1 protein-coding gene is annotated in these 19,871 nt (G+C 45.4%); it reads right to left on the bottom strand.

Annotated features, from left to right (window positions below; genetic code table 11):
* Positions 1-51: 51 nt before the first annotated feature.
* The gene (locus OCU38_RS15120) at positions 52-19,800 is read right to left on the bottom strand and encodes a retention module-containing protein (RefSeq protein WP_261824345.1); all 19,749 of its coding nucleotides are present in this window, start codon (positions 19,798-19,800) and stop codon (positions 52-54) included.
* Positions 19,801-19,871 lie beyond the last annotated feature (71 nt).

Below are 19,871 nucleotides of genomic sequence, written 5' to 3'. Positions count from 1 at the left end.
CTCACATGCCAACCTTTACCGTTAAAATACCCGTCTAGTTAGACGCTAGGACTAATTACCGTCGTATTTAAACACTTGATTTTCAAACATGGCGGTCAGTAAATCTTTGTCAGGATCACTTCCATAGTTCAATTGGTCGTTTAACCCTTTGATAAGTATAGATTGTGATTCGGTATCTGAGCTGACTTCTATCTGCACGTCATCACTATTTTCAACTATAGCGGCGGTTAAATTCTGATTGTTATCAAAATCGACTAATAATTCATCAAGGGTTACGCCCGATTCAAGCTCATCTAACACTCCCACCAAATCAATCTGATCGCCGTCGGCAAGATTAAAATCAGTGATCACATCCAACTGACTATCATCTACTTCTTCCCAAACAAACATATCCGCGCCATCACCGCCCGTTAAAATATCAGAGCCAAGACCGCCAATAAGAGTGTCGTTCCCCTCACCGCCAATCAGCTCATCGTCAAAGTCAGAACCTATTAACCTTGAACCTTGATCATCATCCACCAGCGTACTGGCGCTTGTAGCGAGCGAGGCGTCCAAATCACCGCCATCAACAACCAATGCAACGGCGTAGCTTATCGCACTCGATTCAGCGGTGAGCATAGGATCGCTTTCAGTAGACACGGCCAGCACATCAAAATTGACAGCTGACGATGGCAGTACCAGTGGGTCAGCCAGTACTACGACCGCATCGTTAAGCGCTGCGGCATCTAACACCCAACTGCCGGCGGCGTTTCCGGCCATCACACTGCCATTTGCCGATTGGATCGTCAGCGCGCTATCCAGACCTCGCACCTCAATCGATAAAGTTTCACTTGCATCCGTCAGTGCCGCCATTAACCCTAATAAAGGTACGCCTCTTGCAGCCAGCGCCGACTCCGAAATCACAGTGTTCAAACTGCGTTGATTTTCGCTATTTAGAGTCAATGTTGGCGCGTTCGCAACTGGGGTAATATTGATAGTCACGACATCACTGTCTTGAGCGTTTGTTCCTGCATCATCAAAGATTCCATTATCACGGGTGACTATGGTTAATTCGGCGCTATTGCTGTATTGCGCACTGGTGTAGAAAACACCTTGCAAGGCGTCAGTTTGCGCTAAGACTGCATTCACTTCATCAATTGGCCCGCTCAACGTCACTGATGATGAATCGTTGTCAATGATAGTTACCGCAGAGTTGGTCGTGGCTATATTGATAGTGCCAAGATCAACGCTCAGCACTACCTCAATGTCTGCATTGGCATTACTGCCCACGTAGTCCACGTCAGAAACTTGAATACCTTCTACTTTAGTGGTGCCACCCTCATCAACAGTAATATCGCTTGGTAAGGTAGTAATTGGCTCGTCATTAACCGCAGCAACTTCAATATCAAAATCTTTAGTTTGCGATTTAGGATCGTTAACTACCCCAAAGTTGCCGTTATCTTCAACCAGTACCGTCGTTTTCACGCTGCCAGAGCTATTGCTCTGCGGGGCAAAATTAATGCCATTGGCTAAGGCGGCATTTATCTGCGAAATCGTACCGGAAATTTCAACACTGCTAGCAGGCAATGTCGCCGTCACAATAGTGATGCCATAGGTTGTCTCTACGTCAGAAAGGAACGAAAGCTGGCCTGAATCCACGTCAATGGTGACATTGTAAATGGCGTCTGGTGCCTGCGTTTCATCAACATCAGAAATTTGAATATTGGTGATCAGCAGATCGCTATCTTCATCTGTAGTAAGGGGCGGTAAATCAGCAATATCAGGGGTATCATTTAGCGCATTTACCGTGATATCAAACGACTCTGTCGCCGTTAATGTCCCACCACTGCCTGCATTGCCGCCATCGCTGACCGTAACGGTGGCCGAAACCGTGCCTGTATAATCACTCGATGGACTAAACAGCACCCCAGAGCTCAGCAAAGTATTCACATCATCAGCCAGTCCAGTAATCACAATCTTATTATTGGTGATCTCTATTTGACCTGGGAATGCCGTTTTATCGACGGCATCAAAATCCAATTGACCATCAGTTACCTCAATACTGACCACATAATCAGTTGTAGCATCGTCAGCAAGATCAGGATCATCGATTTGAACGCCCGATATACGTACGCTCGCATCTTCATCAGTGGTGACATCACTTGCGCCACTGATAATAGGCTCATCATTGACTGGCGACACCACGACATCAAAGGTCACTTGATTGGTATTTGACGTACTTGAATCACCTGCATCAACAATGCCGCCATTTGCGCCATCATTTACCGTAACCGTGACAGGTAATGTGCCAGTAACGTCCGTTGCTGGGGTAAATTGAACGCCAGTTGCTAATGCTGTATTGATATCTGCGAGCGTTCCCGTTAGCACTATCAATGAGCCAGTGGCAGGCGTAACGACTACCCCAGTAGGTGCTGAACTAAAGCTGAAGTTACCCGCACCTGCATCCACCTCTAAAGTAACGCTAAACTGAGTTGTTGGTGATTCACTTTGATCGATATCGCTGATTTGGATGGAATCAATCAGCACTGTCCCTTCTTCATCGACCGCCTCATCGGCAATAGCCGCAAATTGAGACTGATCATTTTCGGGTTGTACAGTGATGATAAAGTCTGCGCTGTTTTCAGTGGATTCTGCCGCAATGCCAAAGTTACCGCCATCGTCAACAAAAATGCTCGCTTTGACATCACCATTAAAGTTGCTGTCAGGATTAAAGCGAACACCATCTTGCAAGGCTGCGTTAATATTGGCGATGGTACCTTCGATAGTGATAGAAGTCGCAGCTGTATCGGATGTTGGGGTGAGTTGTACCCCAAACAGGGTTTCCGCGCCATCTTGGAAATTCAATAAGCCACTTTCAACGCTAATAATAAAGGTATAAATAGCGTCAGGATCATCGACTTCATCAACGTCCGAAATACTCAAATTATCAATGATATATTCATTGTCTTCGATAGCATCTATAGGCGTGACCCCACCAAACAGTGGTTGGTCATTGGCTTCTTGTATGGTCAGGTCCACCACTTGCTCGGTGATTGCAGCAGGATTAGTGTATTCCACACCATTGACGTCATATTCGACCGACTGAACCTGAATCTTAATTTGTGAAGGATTCCAGTTGGTGGCGTTATTATCGCCAGAGTTGAAGAAAATACTCTCTAACTGTTGAGCATTAATATCTAAAGTCCAACTGCCATCGCCATTGTCGACAAAGCTTGTGCCATCAAACAAGCGAATGCTTGCGCCATCTGGCACATCCAGTACCGTAACACGCAATATCTCTGGGGCGCTTTCTTCATCTACGATGCCCGCAAGAGAGTACTCATCATCAATAATCTGCGCATTAATTTTTATCTCAATGTCTTCACTTTCAATGCCAGAGACCGAATCAACAATTGCCGTATCAACCGTGTCCGCAACAGGGTTAACCACCAAGGTAAAACTCGCGTTGTGCTCCACTGGAACACCAAGTAATTTTTCTTGAGTAAAGGCGATAATGCCCAAATCAACGATGCCACTAAATTGCTCCGCAGGCGTAATTTCTAAATCCGCAAAGGAGACACTAGTGACTGATGGATTGTTTAACTGAATGGTCCAGAATCCATCACCATTGTTTTTAACGGTAAAGCCGTCAGGATCAGAGGCGCTGGTTGAACTCACCAGAAAATCATCGGGTACTCCCGATATACGCAACGAGATAAACTCTTCAGAACCATCGTCATCTTTTAATGAAACGGTAAATGGTGTGCCTTGTATTTGATCTAAGGCGATTGGGGTATCTTCATTACCCGTGATGACAATTTTGTTAGATCGGTCGCCACCCTCCACAATAATTGCATCAACTACAGGGGTCACTTCAAAGGAAAGCTCGCCGCTAAACGCTATGTCTGCGTCTACGTTTGATGGATGGTCATATCCCGGTGTCTGATCAAAATTAGTTAAATCTTCGAGCGTGCCTGAAATAGTCAACTCAACAAGATTATCACCATCACCTGTAGGGAAATTCTCTGCTGGTTTAAATTGCACATCTTGTAAGAAATCTTCGATTGCATTGGGATTATTCGCATCAAAGGTCATCGTAAATGAGCTAACTTCATTCCCATCCGGATCTATTAGCACACCCTCACTAGGATCTTTAAGCGCAACCATCACTGTTTGACACAGTTCAACACCTCGCTCCATGCTAGTATCAAGGTCGGTAGACTCAATACCAATTTGCAAGTGAATCACGCCATCTTCATAGGCTATATCATCTTGATAAACCTCAGTGCCGCCTTCAGCAATAGGGACAAAATCCGCATCCAATCCGCTAGTACCTTTTACGGCGATAGTGAGCGTTTGTGAAGTCTCAACCACCGGAGAAATTGCCACCGGAATCGTAAGATCAAAATATCGTTCATCACCGGATTTGCTGTCTGTGGTCACAACTCTAAAATCAAGAAGCGCATCACCGGCATAATCTTGTGGCGGAACCAATACCAGATTCTCTAAACCTAGAACATTGCCATTTTCGTCTATGCTGCCATTAAATACATATTCTGCGGTAGTGTAATCAAATTCCGCGCCCGCTATCGTAAATCCTTGTAAATCCGCTTGAGCAAAAACTAAAGTTAATCGATCGGCGACGTCATCTTTATCCGCCGTTGTGACAAGAATGCCTTTGCTCAACAACTGTTGGCCTAAGTTGATATTGGTATCTTCTGTGCCAATGATGATGTCATCAGATTCGGTTTTCACCTCTACCTCGGCGGCAAATGAATCATTCGCGACCACATTTTCAGGGAAACGTAAGGTAACATCGGTTTGTTTTTCAACGCGCGCACTTTGTTCGCCCTCTTCACCTTGGTCATACACCAGTGCAGTAAAGGTGATAGTGATATTAGAAAATGCATCGTCGCCGTCCCCTGCAATTTTTAACCCGCTAGGAGCAAAAATAGTGAAGTCATCTTCGTCGGTAACAACCCATTTACCATCACCGTTATTTAATGCGCCAATGATGACCAACTGATCCAGAATATCTTGATCTAGCGTTCCGAAATCAACCACCAATTCTTCTACCATTTCATCTGGATTTTGCGCTAACGCCTGCTCTTCCTCTGGGGTTAAGATAGCGCTAGGATCTGCGGCTAATTTATCTAATGCATCTTGCTCTACTTGCGTAATATCTAAATCAGTAAAATTAACACTGTACGCGTCATCTTTAGCTTCATTGATGGTGAAGTTAATCATGCCATTGGCATCCGCAACAATTGGGTTTGCCGCATCGCCAGTGACTTGGTTGGCTAAATCAGTGACCGATAAATTGGCGTCACTTTCCACCACAGGGCGCACTACCACATCCACCGTACCATGAATGATGGTCGTTGCTGTGTTTTCAAACTCGGCTTGACCGTCGGTGAACTCGTAGTCATCTTCTGAAACTTCAATGCTCACATCTAGTTGGAAGTCGGTACTGTCGTCGGCAGACGGTTTCACTTCTACGATACCTGAACCACTAAGCAGTGCACGCAAGCCGTTACTTTCAGAAATGGTAATTCGCCCGTCCGCAGCAACTGTTGTAATTACCCCGTCAATTCTCACTTCAGAACCTGCAGGGAAACCCGACAAAGTGACTAATTTAATCACTTCATCAGAGTCAGGATAATCCGCATCTGCGGGCTGCCAATCAATTTCAATAAAGCTGTCTTCGTTGCCGGTAGAGGTGCGCTGATAGCCATCTTTGGCATCAATCACCGGCTGAACCTTAATGATGATCTCGCCTTCAATAACCTTAGTATCACCATCGCTTTCGGTAACTACTAAAGTTGCCTTAAGATCGATATTGCCGGTAAACGAGGGAATAGGTCTTAAAATTATGCCTGTATCAATGCCCGCCTCAGTTAAGTTCGCTTGATAGATTGGACCTCCTGATGAGTCATAACCAACAAACAATAAGTAAACTTCATTATTCTCACTATCGAGCACTTTTACGCCATCAGGAATATTAGAAATCAGAACCGTCACTGATTCAGAATCATCTAACGGTGTATCGGCAAGCTCCCCACTAAACACTTTAAAGTTCAGTGGTACATCGGTATTTTCATCAATTAATGTTTCAACACCTATCGCGTTTCCTTCGCCATCAAAAGTTGGCTGCCAAGTATCGCCCAATCCATCAATATTAATCATTGGGAAATCGGCAACACCTTTAAGATCAACCACCAGCTGACGTGAATCTATAATTTTATCATTGCTGACCGTAACGGACGTACCCGTACCTGTAGTCTCATCAATGTTTTCCAGTTGCTGGGCAAAGTCTCGAATAATCCCGACCACCGTCATATTAAAATCGACGTTACTGTTTAAGTAAGGGGTAAATTGCACTTGCGAAAGCATGTCATAGGGGATTTCGTATACCCCAGTGGAAATCTCAGTGATCGGGTTATCCGCAGGGTCTCCAAGCCAAGTTAACGTGGCTAAGTTGCCATTGCTGTCTGCTAGCCCAGAAATTTGCACCAATAATTGCTCTGAACCGTCAAGATCTTGGCTTGGGCTAAGCTTAATATGTTGATCTAAAGTGGTGGTGGTATCTTCTTCTAACTGAATACGCGTGAGTACCATAGCGCCATCATCCGCGATTGGATTGACCTTGATACTAAAGAAGCGCTCTTCAGAGCGAGCTTCAGGTACTAAAGCATTGGCATCGGATTCAGTGGTAATAGCGACCACTTTTACAGAAATAGTGCCACTCCAGTTATCGGTTGGATTCACCGTTACCTTGCCAATATCATCGGCAGAGATAATAAACAATCCAAAGCCGTTAGGCGTTTGTACTACACCATCTATCAACAGTTGATGGCCTAGTTCTTCAACAAAGCTCACTTCATAGGTAATGGTTTCAGAGCCGTCTTGGTCTTGAGTTTGCGCCAAGATTTGCAATATCGCATCGTCACCATCTTCATCCACGGTAACTTCAAAATTACCCGCTGATGGCTCCCATGTTGCGGAATCTGCAATGGCTTTTACCTCAACGTCCAAGCTGCCATCTAACGTTTCGCTAAGGGCATTATTTCGATACACCTCGACACTAATGTCATAGGTGTAATCGGTGCCTTCTGAACCTTGATTTCGCGCCGGAACAAAGAATAAATTCTCCACATTCCAGTTTTCATTATCCAGCGTTGACACCATCAGCTGATCTTTACTAAGGGTCACTTCTGAGCCATTAACGGTCAGCGCTACATAGTTAGCACCGTTGAAGTAATAAAAATCACCTTGTGTGGCATCTACCCCTTTTACCGTAATCGCGCCAAGCTGTTCGTTGTTATCAAAATCGTCCGTGTTAACACTGATATTGACCTTGATTGGCGCATCACCTACAGGAAGATTATCCTGAGCATTAGTGTCATTTTGAGTGACACTTCGACCTGCATCTTCACTGCCGCTTGCTCCAGTTGAAGTGATTTGTGACGTAATATCATCCACTTGGATATTGATTGCTTTGGTACTGGTATCGCCATCACCATCGGTTGCTGTCACTTGTACATCAATGGCAACCGAGTCTCCTATTTGCTTAACGTCATCCTCTGCGGTGAATCGGATTCGCCCATCAGGGTGAACCTCTAACACGCCCATCAGAGAATCAGCATCAATAGGATTAGCAGGATCGCTACCGTCGCTATACAAATTAAAGCTTTGGAAACCGCCGCTTGGATCAATGGAGATCACCGTGCCGCCAATTTGAATCTGGGTTAATGCCCCATCATCTGCACCTTGTGTTTCGAGGCCGCTCTGTTGCAACACATTAATGGTTGAAGAAGCATCTCCCTCAGTCACGGTAAAGGATTTTTCAATCACCTCTGGCACATCATCCGCCACGCTGACGACTAAGTCTTTGGTTGGAGAATTATCTCCGTCCATATCTTGCACATAGATTGGCAATACAATGTTAAGGGTGTCAGCAGAGTCTGGATTGGTATCAGGGCCCGAAATGGGGTGATCGATGGATCGTATTAACTCAAAATCAAATTGGCCAAAGTCAGCACTGGTTAAATCGTTGTTGATTTGAATGGACAGAATGTCCAGCTGTTGACCATTTACCGATGCCACGCCCATATAGCCGCCGGCAACCACAATAAAGGTAATCGGTTGGCCTTGATAGGTCAGTGCGACATCACCGCTACCATCGGCAAAAGTGGCACTCACATTGGCGGTATCTAAATAGAAAGCTTCAACATCGTCACTGCCTTGTAGGTATGTAACACTAGAGCTTGCGCTCTCTAAGTTCGCATCGGGATCTTTACCACCTTGGATTGGTGGCACGCCTGTATCACCTTGGTCGATACTACTCTCCGCCAGTGTCACTGCTGGCACAACATTCACTTGTGGATCAGTGCCATCGGCAATCTTGAGGTTGATTTCAGCGGTTGAGACATCCCCATCCGTATCGGTTGCATTCACAATCAAGGTAAGGTCATTAATATCCAAAGCCGAATTGTCTTGCTCAAGAGCTTGCAACTGCTCAATGGAATAAGAGCCGTCTAAGTTGATGCTTGCCACTAGCACTACATCGCGAGTATCGCCCGCAATATGTACGGTAAAAGTGGTGCCATCTGTACTTAACAGTAAACCAACCGCTTGATTGTTACTGAGCAGTGAGCCCCACGCCAAATCTGTACTCAATGAAGCATCAAATTTTACTGTCGCAACCGCATCAATCCCCTTCACTAAATCGACACTGCCCGTGACAGGATCTGCATCTGGGTCAAGAATGAGATTCTCATCGACAGCCGTCACTTGGTCGTCGGAGGTTGGATCGGTACCATCTTCTATGTTGATGCTGATCTCTTTAGTGACTGTGTCATTGTCACTATCGGTAGCTTCAACGGTGACACCTAAGCGATTAAAATCATCCGAGGCAACTTGATCTAACGCTTGCAGCTGCTCAAAGCTGTATTTGCCATCGATATCAATAGTGCCGACAAATACAGGGGTTAAATTAGTGTCATCGGTCACTAGACTAAAGGTTTGTCCGTCATCGCTTATCACGACTTTGGTTTTAATACCGTTGGAGGTTAATCCGTCCCACGCAGATTGCTGACTGCTACTCAGTGAGAACATCACTGAGGCTATCGCATCGGCCCCTTGGGTTAACCCCACATCGCCAGTGACTGGGAAATCTACTCCACCAGTAATATTATTTTCGTTCCATTGCAGAGAGATAGCGGCATCGGTGAAGGTAAGATCATCACCATCTTCGATGGTCACTATGGCATTCGCACTAGTCACATCCCCATCGGTATCAGTGGCATCCACATTCAAATTTAAAATGTATTTATCATTGCTTGCAGTTTGATCAATCGCTTGAATTTGATCGACCACATAGGTGCCATCTTGATTAAGCTTGATGGTCATTACTGGTGTGTTAGGTGCTTGGGTCAGGCTAACGGTTATTAGAGTGTTGTCTTCGGTTATGGTGAAACTTGTCGCTTTACCGTTACTGGTTAAGGCATCTAAGCTAGTGTTCTGTGCAGTAGTCAGGTTGTACGCTAGGTTGACCAACTCATCACTGCCCGCAATGAAACTCAGATCCCCTTCAGATGGCGTACTATCTAAAGCATTGTCGTTCACTACTACCGTATCTTCTATCAGCCCAATATCTGCGCCATCTTCTATTTTTAGTTCTATTTCACTGAGTGTTTCATCACCATCGGCATCAATCGCGCTCACCCCGACCGAAAGCTCAAGCAGATCATTATCTGCGCTCTGATCAATGGCAGCAAATTGTTCAATATTGTAGTTACCCGCAATATCCATGCTCATCGACAACACCAAAGTAGTGCCATCGAACACTTCAATTGAACGTTCATTCACTACCAAGCTAGTCGCACGTCCGTTACTGGTAATGGATTGCCACTGGGTTTGTTGCGCCGCATTAAATACAAAATCTAAACTGGCGAGCACATCAGCGCCCAACGTCAGGCCTATATCCCCTTCTATTGGCTGAGTATCTGTGCCTCTTTCATCTTCATTCCAGCCCTCAATCACATCACTGGACTTGATATCAGTGCCGTCATCAATGGTGACAGTAATGGTTGAATTTGCAGTATCACCATCGGTATCGGTAAATAGCACACCTGCACTAAGTGAAGTTTCATCACCGCCACTGTTGGCTTGATCAACGGCGAGGAATTGCTCCAACTTAAAAGTGCCGTCACTATTGAGGGTAAGTTGCAGAGCCACCACGCCAGCTGAGCGTACAATTAAAGCTTGGTCTGTTTGTTCCAGCGTTGTGGATTGACCATTCACGGTAATGGCTTGCCACGCCGTTAGCTGCGCAGTCGTTAAGTTAATCACTGCGCTATCAATGGCGTCACTGCCTTGATAATTCAGATCCCCTTCCACCTCATAACCTGCAATACCAATATCATCCTCATCCCAAGCAAGGGCGGCATCATCAGACTCAATCACACTGCCATCGGTAATGGTAATATCAATCACAGAGGGCGGCCTGTTGGTGATAGGATCAATGTTGTCGTCGCCATCACTGTCTGCCACCACCACATCAAACACTAAATTGGTTTTATCTGTTGCGTCCTGATCAAGTGGTCGTTTTTGCTCAATGGAATAAGAGCCATCGTCTTTTAAGGTCACCACTAACACATCTTGGCCTGATTGGCTGACCACTATGCTTTTATCTGTCACGACAACGTCTGTGGCTAAGTCATTGCTTGTTAAGTTTTCTAATGCGCTGCGCTGGTCTGTAGTCAATTCAAAGCGGACACTGCTGATATCATCACTGCCAGTCACAAGATTTAGATCAGAGAAGATAGGGAAAGCGACACCAATATCGTCTTCATTCCACGCTTGTGTATCGCTACTGAGTACAGGATCGTCACCATCAGAAATCGTCAGCGCTATTTTTGCTTCTACTGGGTCTGTTTGGTCGTCACTGTCTTCAACAAAAATAGGAATATCGAGCAGTAACTTCTCTAAACTTTCATGATCAAGCGCTTGGAATTGAGTGACTCGGTAGTTCCCTTCAAGGTCGAGAATTTCAACTTCCAACACTTTATTGGTCGGATCATTGCCAATATAAACGGTAATTAAGGTGTTACCTGGTAAGTTATTATTGGGGCTATTAGTCACCGCAACGCTAGTGGCTAGGTCGTTACTGACCAATCCAGTCCATTCTGTTGCGGTTTCAATACTATCGCCAAACGTCACCGCAACGATTTCGTCTGTACCTTGGGTAATCACAAAGCTTTCGTAAAAAGTTTGTTCACCGGAAATCTCGACAATATCAATCGCACCATCCAATACCACGGGATCCGCGCCATCAAAAATGTTCAGTTTTAGCGTGCCCGTATCCACATCTAAATCGGTATCGGTTACCACCACATCAAGCTCAAGGGCTAACGGCCCATCAACGGGTTGGTCAACCGCGTCGTATTCGGTAATGGTGTAGGTGCCATCGGCAGCAATCTTCACCACCAGCACCAATTGCGAAAGATCACCGTCTTTATAGACAGTAATTTCGGTTTTATCAGAGTTAATAGTTAAGTCTGTGGGTTGAGCATCACTGGTAATGGAGTGCCAAGGAGAATCGGCCGCTAAATCGGCAAATTTAACACTGGCGATGTCATCAATGCCTTTATTGATGGTCATAGTGCCAGTAAAAGATGAGCCGTCGATCACTTCGACAAAATTCAATGTGGCGTCCAGTATTTTGGGATCAATACCGTCTGTGATCTTAAGTTTTATGTCTGCGCTGTCACTATCACCATCAAAATCGGTGGCAATCACACTCACAGAGAGCTCATTAACGTTGCTGGTTACATCTTGGTCAAGAGGCAAGTTTTGCTTAACGCTAAAACTGCCGTCATCGGCAAGAACCAACTGCAATACCACCGCATCAGAACCATCGGCTAAAATCACCGACAAAGTATTGCCGCTTATGCTTACCGAGGTGGCAGCGCCATTACTGGTAAGATTATTCCAGGCATCTACTGCAATGGAACTGGCGTCCAATTGATAGGTTTCAATAGAGTCACTTGCTGGAGTAAAGACAATTTGCTGATCGCTGATCTCAAGCGGCAAACCCTCTTCTTTGAAATTGACATTGATATCCGTGCCAACCGGATTACCCGCATCATTAATTTTGATGTTGATGTTGGCTGTGCCACTGTCACCGTCGGAATCTTTTGCCAACACTGGCAGTATGAGTTCAGTAAGATTGGAAAGCGTGTCTTGTTCTATCGGTTTAAACTGAGTGACAACATATTCGCCATCATCATCAATGGTCACTTCAAGCACTTTCTGATCTGGGTCGCCATCAACAATAACCGTTAGAGTTTTATTGCTATTGGATAGCACGACGTCTGTTGCTAAGCCTTCGCTAAGCAATCCATTCCATGTAGCATCTAACGCCACGTCTGGATTGAAACTCAAGCTCTGGATATCTTCACTACCCGCAACAAAATCAATCTGCCCGCTATCGGATTGCACGCCAGAAATTTCATTTAAAGTAATGTCACTATCGTCACCTTTTGGATCTGTACCGTCAGTAACCTTAACGGTAATGGTTGCAGAGCTAACATCTAAATCGCTGTCTTTAACATCAACCGCGATACTTAACTCCGTTAAATTATTGATGTCTTGATCAAGGGGCTCTCTCAAATCGATGCTGTACAAACCATCAATACCAACGATCACTTTCATCACTACCGTACCATCGGCAAGTGATACGGTTAAAGTGTCGTTGATGCCGCTTTGATGGGTGGATGATAAAGCAACATTAGTCGCAAGGCCGTTACTGGTGAGATCTTGCCAAGGGCTATCCAGTGCAACCACATCTTCATTAATCGCAATACTGACCACAGCATCACTGCCTGCATCTAATGATAAATCGCCAGCAAATGGCAGCTTGGTCACATCACCAATATCATTTTCCAGCAGATCAGCAATATCATTTACGATGACGGGGTCAGTACCATCACCGATGGAGAAAGAAATCGGTGCGCGAGTGACATCACCATCGGTATCGGTAACCGCAACCCCTACATCTAACACTAACGTATCGGGATTGAGTGCGTCGTTTTCATCTTGGTCAATAGCGGCTAACTGATTAAGCGTATAGGTGCCGTCTGTATCGACCGAAATCACCAACACATCATCACCGCCCAAGGTGGTCACAGTAATGCCTGTATCAGTAATGGTTAAAACGGTTGCTTCACCATTGCTAGTAATGCTTTGCCACGCGCTAAGTTGCTCTGGCGAGAGTTCCAATGCCACGCTCGAAATTGCGTCACTGCCTTGATAACCCAAACTGCCAGTAATTGGCAGCACCAGTGCATCACCAATGCTGTCTTCATTCCACAGCGCTTCATCAACAGAGAGCGCAAATTCATCGCCATCATTGATGGTGATATCAATAGTGGTCGCGACCACATCTAAGTCAGTATCGGTAACGGCAACGCCCACTTGCAATGCATTTACATCTGCCGTTTGGTCCAGCGCTTGCAGTTGAGTGACCGTATAAGAGCCTGAAATATCAATAGTTAAAGTTAATACAGGCGTACCATCGGTCAGTTGTACGGTCAAACCATTGCTGGTGATGACAAGTTGCGTGTCTTGCCCATTGCTAGTTAATGACTCCCACGCCGTTTGTTGCGCGTCGCTAAGAGTAAACTCGACCGATTTAATGGCATCACTGCCTTTTTGCAAATTAATGCTACCAGTATCGGTTGCCGTAATAATGGCAACCCCATCTTCATCCAATGAAATACTGCTGGCCTCGACAGTGGCATTGTCGCCATCGGTGATCTTTATACTGATATTTGCCGAGTTAGAATCTTGGTCGTAATCGGTGGCAATCACAGGCACTAGCAGTTCACTAATATCACTGGCAGCAAACTGATCAAGAGCGGCGTTTTGCACTAAGGAATAACTGCCATCATCGGCAAGTGTCAGCACTAGAACATCCACGCCACTTGAGGTGGATAACGTTAGAACTTTACCCGTTGCATCCAAAGTTAAGTCGGTGGCTACGCCATTGCTAGTCAATGCGCCCCATATAGCATCACTTTCAACGCTGTCATCAATGACTAAGGTTTCCACAGCATCACTGCCAGGGGTAAACAGGATATTTCCGGTATTGCTTTGGCCACTTTCACCGGTTTCAATGTAGGCGATTGGGCTTAGCGGCGCGGAAGGTGCAATATTATCCGTAATATTGATGGTAATGTCTGCCGTACCTGAGTCTCCATCAGAATCACTGGCGATAACCGGCAGTATCAGCTTGGTCAGATCGGTCGTTGAGTCTTGTTCAATTGGCTTAAATTGAGTGACAAGGTAATTTCCCTCGTTATCAATCACTACTTTTAATACTTCAGCCCCAGATACCGAAGATACCACTAAAGTTTTGCTGTCCGTTAATGCAACCGTTACCCCTTCGCCATTGGTTTGTAACCCGTTCCACACAGAATCTAAAACCACGTCAGGATCAAAAGAGATGTCAGCAATATCTTCGCTGCCTGCGATAAAGACGATTTGGTTGCCTTCGCTAACAACGCCTGTGGTTTCTTGTAAATTGACTATGCTGTCTACGCCGCTAGGATCCGCGCCGTCATTCACAGTCACAATAATATTTGCTTGCGAGCTATCACCATCAGCATCGTTTGCTGAAACAGGCAGCGATAAAGTAACAGAATCACCGTTTAATTGGTCACCTAATTGATCAATAGGCTCAAACAGTTCAATGCTGTATGTACCATCAATATTAACGATGATTTTTAGCACTGGAGCATCGTTATCGGCGCGACTAATAAGCAAGGTATCATCCACATTCAGCTGATTGGTCGATGACAACTCTAAGGTAACGCCATTACCATTACTGGTAATGGATGTCCAATCCAAGTTTGTTAATACTGAATCATCAATCACGACTGACTCAACTAAATCCGTCCCTTTGACTAAACCTAGATCCCCTTGTTGGGGTTGAATATCAGGGTCGCCAATTTGGTCTTCTTCCACAGTGATGGAGTCATTGACAATGCTCGGATCTGCGCCATCGGTGACGGGAACCGATATGGTCGTTGAAGTCACGTCGCCATCGGTATCGGTCGCATCAACTTGCAGAGTTAAATCATTCACATTGCTGTCAATGTTTTGCTCTAATGCGCGCAATTGTTGAATGCTGTAGCTACCATCAAAGTTAATGGTGGCGGTCAGCACAATCGCCGTTTCATCCCCTTGCAGATGTACAACCAGCGTTGTGCCGTCATCACTGAGTTTGACTTCTGTGGCTTGATTGTCACTACGAAGCGCAAGCCAAGTGGCATCTTGTTCCGCACTGGCGTTAAACACCACACTGGCAAAATCGTCCACTCCATCGGTTAAACCAATATTGCCGGTTTTCGCCACCTGATCGGGGTCATTGATGTCATTTTCATCCAGTGGCGTACTCACGCTAGCCGTTGAAGTTGGATCAACACCATCATTGATAGTAATGCTAATCACAGAGCTATCAGCATCTTGATCCGCATCAGTCGCGGTTACGGTCACCGACAATAGGTTTTGGTTGGAAGCAGGTTGGTCTATCGGCAAAAATTGCGTGACCGAGTACTGCCCGTCCAAACCAATTTCCAGCTTTAATACCTCGGTTCCGTCATCTAAGGTCAACAATAATTGCCCTGATGCGACCTCTAAGGTGGTTGCTTGACCGTTGCTTTTAATGTTGGACCATGCGGCCAATTCAGCATCTGTTAAGGTGACGTTCATCGATTCTATAACGTCACTGCCAACCGCTAAGCCGACATTTCCTGTCGCTGCGGTTGGCGTATCAGTCGCGTCATCAAACAACTCAACATTCGCATTGACGATAACAGGGTCGTCCCCGTCCTCTATTTGCAAAGAGATGTCGGTAAAGACTGAATCATTATCGGTATCGGTGACAATCACAGGTAAGGTTAATGAGATAGAATCAGTGCCGTTGTGCTCTAGCGCCTGATATTGAGTGACAGTGTAACCACCATCTGCGTTGATGCTGGCTTCCAGTACTAAATTACTGCTGTCACCTGACACATACACAATCAAATTATTGCCAGTAACACTGACTTCTAAATTACTATTATTGCTTAACAGCCCTGTCCAATCAGTATCATTTTCAATGCTGGTTTTATCGAACACCACACTAAATACATCGTCACTTCCCTGCTGCACATTTACTGTGCCTGAGATAGTGATCTCTTGGCCTGTTTCGGTGCTCAATGGCGCTGTGCTCGGCGTGATAGTGGCATTGTCACCATCAGTGATCTCGATGCTAATATTGGCAATTTGCGGTTCGCTGTCTAACGCATCGGTATCAAATACATCTACTCTTAGATCTAATAACAAAGTCTCTAGCACGCTATGATCTAAGGCTTGAAATTGTGTGACTCTAAAGTTGCCCGCCAGATCTTCCAGTTCAACTTCAAGCACTTTATTGCTGGTATCGCCAGTAACATACAGAGTCAGCAAAGTGTCATTGTTGCTTAAAGAAAAACTCAGTGGTAAATCATTGCTGACCAAACCATCCCAGATAGGATCGGCGTTTAACGCATCAACATTAAATACCACAGTCTCAATAGGGTCATCAGCCACCACAATTAAAAATTGATCGTAAAAGCTTTGTTCAGTGGCTTTTTCAGTAAAGGCGATGGTTTTGTCGCTCACCAGTGGCGGAGCACCATCAATGATGGTCAAGGAGATATTAGCGTTGGCGGTATCTTGGTCGGTGTCAGTGACAAGCACTGGAATGTCGAGCAAAATAGAATCGGTTGTCGGATCTTGGTCTATCGGTTTGGACTGCACCACGGTATAAGTGCCGTCTAGCGCAATACTCACGTTCAGCACTTGCACTTCATTATTGCCAGCATCGAGATAATAAACGGTCAATGCATTTCCATCGACGCGAAGCTCGGTATCCAAATCACCGCTAGTAATGCCTAACCAATCAGGATCATTAATGATTTCTGGGTCAATCACCACAGTATCTATGGCATCCGATCCCTTAGTAATCACCACTTGCGCCGAAACGGTTCTCACTATTTCGCCAAGTTCGATATATTGAATACTACTGTTGGCAGCCTGTGGATCGGCGCCATCCGTGATGTTAATCGAAACCACGTTTGAGGCAGTATCACCATCATAATCAGTGGCTAATACATTGATGGGTAACACTAATAAATTATCAGATAGATCACCGGCACTTGGGTGATCAAGCCCTGCGTTTTGCACAATACTGTAACTGCCGTCAACGCCAATGCTGACAATAAGCACGTCTTGAGTGGCGGTTGATACGGTTAACACTGTGCCGTCACTGGACAAACTAACGCTGGTCTCTTCGCCATTAGAAGTCAGATCGGCCCAAATTGGTGCCACAATGCTAGACGGCAAAAATTGCACCGTTTCGATGGCATCACTAAACACCGAAAAATCAATTTGGCCTTGATTGGCTTGCCCAACACTGCCCGTTTCGGTGTAACTCACCTCGCTTGGATCACCTGTTGGACTGATGTTATCACGCACGGTAATAGTGATGTTTTGAGTCACTGAGTCGCCATCGGTATCGGTAGCGGTGGTCGGAATAATCAGATTTAACACATCCGTATCTTGCTCAATAGCGCGATACTGAGTCAGCGTATATTTACCGGTATTATCAATAGTGACCAGCAAGACTGGATCGCCATTGACGGTATTGACTTGAATGGTTTTGTTATCCACAAAAGTCACTGAGGTTTGCTCACCGTTGCTGACGATACCTTGCCAGGTGGCGTCATCCACCACACTCGCTTCAAAAGAAATATCGGCAATTTTGTCACTGCCTTGGGTGAATACTATCTCGCGAGAGGTGCTAAATTCGTCTTCGATTTCAATGTAATCAAGCAAACTATCTTGACCGGTTGGATCGCTGCCATCGGCAATCTCCAAAGAGATGGTTTCTTGTTTGCTATCACCATCGGTATCAACGGCTATCACAGGGACATCAAGAGAGGTCAGGTTTTGGCTATCTTGGTCTAGAGCTTGTTTTAGATAAACTTGATAGGTGCCGTCTACGTTGACGACAACTTCTAAAACCACGCTGGACGGATCGCTTTCCAGATACACCACCAGCTTATCTTTAACTAAATCCCCAACGCCGTTTTGTTGAACCGTGGATTCTTCAAGGCGCAAGCCTGTTGCTTCTCCATTAGATGTTAATTGATTCCATGCGCTATCAAGCAGTACTGAAGGCGCAATAGTAATGGACTCAACGTTGTCACTACCTTGAATAAGACCAATGTCACCAGAAGAAGATGGCGAAGTGGCTCCGATTTCGTCCTCATTCGCGGTTGGCGCAATCACGCTATTGATGGTTAAGTCATTACCGTCGGTTAAACCTAGAGTTAAAAAGCCTTTTGTAATGTCACCATCGTTGTCAGTCACAGTAACCGGCAAAGCAACACTTAAGGTTTCTAAACTGTTTTGTTCTATGGCTTGAAAAGCTTGTAACGAATAACCGCCGTTGCGATCTAACGTAATTTCAAACACTTTGCTCGAGGGGTCGTCACGCAATACCACCGTCAAGGTAGTGCCATCGTCACTGAGCTGTACTTGCGTTTGTGAATTATTCGACAGTAACCCATCAAATAAGGCCAAGCTTTCTGCATCAAATACAATGGTGTCTAAGCCGTCACTTCCCAGTTGATACAATTCACCAGAAATAGCATTGACGCTTGCCCCGTTTGATTCTATTTCGTCTGAAACAACCGCATCAATAACCGCATTGTCTCCATCGGATACCACTACACTAAACTGCACAGGGTCGATAAGTTCAAAGCCACTGATGTCTTCACCAGTAATGGCAAAGTTCACGCTGAGTTGATCGTTGGCAATAGAAACGTACTGACCATTCACATCCACATGGTCGATAGGTTGTGAAACTAAGGTCGTCACGTTTAATTCAATACCACTATCCAGCACAGTTTCAGCAATGGTAAAAGAGATCACTTCTAGGCCATTAAGCGTCCCCACCAGCGCGTTTAACCCTTCATCATAGACAAAGCTCACCGCTTCACCGCCGGAGCTAATATGAGCATTTAGCTCTGCAAGCACCGCATCAACATCTAAAGGAACGACAGTAAACGTGTCAGGATCTAAAGCAAAGGTGGCTTGCTCAACTACCACACTGCCTACGGTGGTCTGAGGATAGGTATTGGTAGTCAAAGAGCCTTCAACAACAGCTGTGTTGATCTCTCCGCCCCCTTCCGCAAAATTGATGGTTAAACTGTCATCTGCCAGATTTTCCCCAGTAATGTCTACTCCATCGGTTTCAAATCCAGTTTCTGGTCGGGTTTCAGCACGATTCATCTCGACACTGACAAAGCCACCATTGGCTGAGTTTTGCGCATCGACATTGTTATTTCCCGAAGCTAAAAAATCTAAAACCTCAGAGGGATCGGCACCACGCGAAATAGCCTGTTGCACTGCTGCAATATCTTGCTCGCTATATTGAGAGGGATGGTCTTGCAACTCTAAAGAAGCGCTTAAATTTGATGATGCGAGAAGTGATGATTGTTCCGGGCCTACGCTAGCGACACACACTGCGCAGTTTTGAGTAAAGATCTCCGCCTTAGCGCCATATTGCACCATGACTTTCGCATCCTCACCAATCAGCAAAACATCCCCTTTTTGCAGGGTATCGCCTTTCTTAATTGGCTTTGCAGGGCTAGATGCATTAATGACAACTGAATTACCCACAGCTTCCACAACGGATATGTCCGTGATCAGTACTTGTTCTTTCATAACCTACATCCTTGTCTTCTGCTCGAGTAATCCATCATCGAAGCAGTACTCCACAATACAACTGAGTTGTT

Source organism: Vibrio neonatus, from assembly GCF_024346975.1.
Lineage (GTDB): Bacteria > Pseudomonadota > Gammaproteobacteria > Enterobacterales > Vibrionaceae > Vibrio > Vibrio neonatus.
This window is presented reverse-complemented; position numbering and strand designations above follow the sequence as displayed.